Here is a 2821-nt window from a genome sequence, read left to right on the forward strand (position 1 = left end):
TCCCCGGCTCGCTCCGCGGCGGCGCCGCCGCCAAGGTGGTCGGCGCGCTGCTCTCCCGCGGCCTGATCGCCGAGACCGCGACCGACCAGTTCGCGAAGGCCGATACCGCGCTCAACCGCATCTGGCGCAACGACGAGGACGGACGCGCCATCCTCGTGCACATCACCGATGCGGGCCTTGCCGCCATCGGCGTTGAGCCGGAGGGCGGCGACAGCGCGCCCACGAGCGCTGACGCAGCATCGAGCGCGGAGGCCTCGCAGGACGCTCCCGCCGACGCCGCGCCCAAGGCGCGCACACCGCGCGCGGGCACAAAGCAGGCGCAGCTGATCGAGATGCTCCGCGCCGAGGGCGGCGCCACCATCGACGAGATCGCCACGGCCCTCGACTGGAGGTCCCACACCGTGAGGGGTGCCCTTGCCGGAGCCCTGAAGAAGCGTCTCGGGCTGACCATCACCTCCGAGAAGGTCGAAGGGCGCGGCAGGGTCTATCGCATAGTGCCCTGACTTGCCGCGCTCCTGTTGCCGCCGTCCCTCGCCCGGGCGGCGGTGTCTTTTCTCCGCGCCTTCGCTTGACTCCGGACACCGCGTTCGCTTTTTTCATTCTGCCGCGTGCGCCACGAAACCGACCACGCCCGAATTCCTGATGACCCGAGTAGGAGCGGAAAATGGCCGATTGCGGTTGTTCGCCTGTCACGCCTGAAACTGCCCAGCAGCGCAGAACGCTGCAACTGGCCCTCGCACTCAACGCGGCGATGTTCGTTGTCGAGACGACGTCCGGGATCATCGGAAATTCGACGGGGCTGATCGCCGACGGTCTCGACATGCTGGCGGATTCCGCCGCCTATGCGGTGGCGCTGTTGGCCATCGGGAGGGGTGCGTTATTCAAGTCGAACGCGGCCCGCGCGAGCGGCACCCTTCTGCTGATCCTGGGCTGTGCCGTTCTTCTGGACGTCGTGCGACGCGCGGTTTCGGGTGAGCCGCCCGAAGGCCTGCTGATGGTCGTGGTCGCGGCCATCGCACTTGCGGTCAATGCCACGGTCATGAAACTCCTGCACCAATATCGCAACGACGAGGTTCACCTCCGGGCGACATGGATCTTCACCCGGGCGGACCTGATCGCGAACATGGCCGTGATCGTCTCCGGGATTGCGGTTCTCGTGACCGGGATCCGTGCGCTCGACCTCATCGTCGGCGCGGGGATCGGCATCTACGTTATCCGTGAAGCCCTGGAAATACTCTCCGACGCACGTCAATCCCGCGCAACTGCAAACGGGTCATGAGTCCTCGCGCAGCCCGATCGCCTCGAACAGCCGCCGCAAGAGGTAGCCACGCACCAGCGAGACGCCAACAAACGCGAGACCGATGGTCAGATGCTGCGTGAGCCCCGTCTCGATCCCGAACCACGGGAACACGACGTGTCTCGCGTGGCGATGGCCAGAACGTAGCCGACGACGACATTCGTCGCGGCCTCCACCATCGACATGAAGCGGCTCTGTTTCATCGCAGGCTCTCCATGAAGGCCATCACGAATTCCGCCGCGAGCGGCGGCACGATCGCATTGCCGTAGCCCCGCAGAAGTCCCATGCGGCCGGGTATCCCATCAGCCAGCGGGAATGTTCCGGGTTCAACGGGCCGCCATTTCCCATCGCGGCAGAGGAGCCAGTCAGCATCTCCCCAGACGCCGTCCGTCGCGCGGGTCCCGGCGGGGTCGGCGCCCTCGACCAGTCCACAAGCTTCACCGTCCTGCGGCTGGCGTCGGTGTTGCCGGCCGCGTTGTAGTTCGCCGTCGCGGGCGAGCCCGCCATCGCCGTCGGCCATCCCGCGAGAGTCGCGGCCTGTATCGTATCCTGAGGTCCGCCCTTGCGCGCCATCTCCTTCGCGGCTCCAACGATCGAGCGCACGTTCTTGTCTCCGTCCGTCATCCGAGGCGTCGGCCAGCCCGCCAGCCACACCTGCCGGCCGAGAAGCGCGTTGATCGGAACAGTCCGGCATTCGGATCCATCCTTGTGATCCCGCGCCGAGGCTGTCGCCCAGCCCGCCCGGCTCCAGGGTGACGGCGCCGAAGAACAGGCGCTGGCGGATGTGCGGCGCGCCGATGCCCGCAGCCGGCAGATCGGCCGCCGCGACGGCGTAACATGCCGCTTCCAGGTCAGCCGCCAGAGCGTCGAACCACGCCCAGCCAGCCGCGCCCTCAGCTGCTGTTCGAGCCGCGCCGCCAACGCGTCCGAGCACTGCCGCGCTGGCGACCTGCTCGCCGAAGACGAACTCCGGGCGGCATTCTGCGACGAGCCGCAGGAATGCTGGCGCGAGGTGGCGGTCATCGTCCTGTCCCTTGCGCTGGCCGGCCTGGCTGAAGGGCTGGCAGGGTGGCGATCCGGTCCAGATGGACAGGTCCTCGGGCACGCCCGCGAGGCGCAGCGCGTAGGGCCAGCCGCCGATCCCGGCGAAGAAATGGCATTGCGCGAAGCCGCGCAGGTCGGCGGGCTCGACCTCGAGGATGGACCGTTCGTCCACCTCTCCGGCAGGCAGATGCCCGGCTGCGATTAGTTCCCGCAGCCATGCGCAAACCGCGGGATCGGCGTCGTTGTAGTAGACGACCATCAGGCAGCGGCATCGGCCCCGGAGTTCTCAGCTTCGCCCAGCCGCTCGGCCTTCACTTGCGTGAAGGTCCGGCCGTCGCCGTCGAGGATGGCGTCCTTCCCGGTCTCGGCCTGCCAGCGCTCGACCGCGACATCGACGTAAGCCGGGCTGATCTCCATCGCGAAGACGCGACGGCCATTGGCTTCGCCCGCCATGATCTGCGAGCCGGAGCCGCAGAAGGG

5 protein-coding genes and 1 pseudogene are annotated in these 2821 nt (G+C 68.0%); 2 read left to right on the top strand and 4 right to left on the bottom strand.

The features are described 5' to 3' along the window. Together NYR58_RS20180 and NYR58_RS20185 are read left to right on the top strand one after the other, a co-directional pair. A partial coding sequence (locus tag NYR58_RS20180; protein ID WP_261522917.1) for a DUF3489 domain-containing protein occupies window positions 1-503 on the top strand: 503 nt, incomplete at its 5' end. A 161-nt stretch (window positions 504-664) separates the two neighbouring features. Beyond that, window positions 665-1279, top strand: coding sequence for a cation transporter (locus NYR58_RS20185; protein ID WP_261522918.1), 615 nt, complete (start codon window positions 665-667; stop codon window positions 1277-1279). Here the strand turns inward: NYR58_RS20185 and NYR58_RS20190 are convergent. The 4 genes and pseudogenes from NYR58_RS20190 to NYR58_RS20200 form a co-directional block, all read right to left on the bottom strand. Beyond that, on the bottom strand, window positions 1274-1411 hold the full coding sequence (locus tag NYR58_RS20190) for a DUF7220 family protein (RefSeq protein ID WP_261522919.1): 138 nt from the start codon (window positions 1409-1411) through the stop codon (window positions 1274-1276). The two genes, NYR58_RS20185 and NYR58_RS20190, sit on opposite strands and share 6 nt — an antisense overlap. Beyond that, on the bottom strand, window positions 1366-1500 hold the full coding sequence (locus tag NYR58_RS20710) for a DUF7220 family protein (protein ID WP_446681818.1): 135 nt from the start codon (window positions 1498-1500) through the stop codon (window positions 1366-1368). The genes NYR58_RS20190 and NYR58_RS20710 overlap by 46 nt, the downstream gene beginning before the upstream one ends. Next, complete coding sequence (locus NYR58_RS20195) at window positions 1497-2600, bottom strand: DNA cytosine methyltransferase (protein WP_261522920.1); 1104 nt, start codon at window positions 2598-2600, stop codon at window positions 1497-1499. Before NYR58_RS20195 ends, NYR58_RS20710 begins: the two co-directional genes overlap by 4 nt. Next, a pseudogene (locus tag NYR58_RS20200) lies at window positions 2600-2821 on the bottom strand (DNA methylase); the annotation flags it as partial. The pseudogene NYR58_RS20200 and the gene NYR58_RS20195, both read right to left, overlap by 1 nt.

Source organism: Chelativorans intermedius (assembly GCF_025398255.1).
GTDB classification, from domain to species: Bacteria; Pseudomonadota; Alphaproteobacteria; order Rhizobiales; family Rhizobiaceae; genus Chelativorans; species Chelativorans intermedius.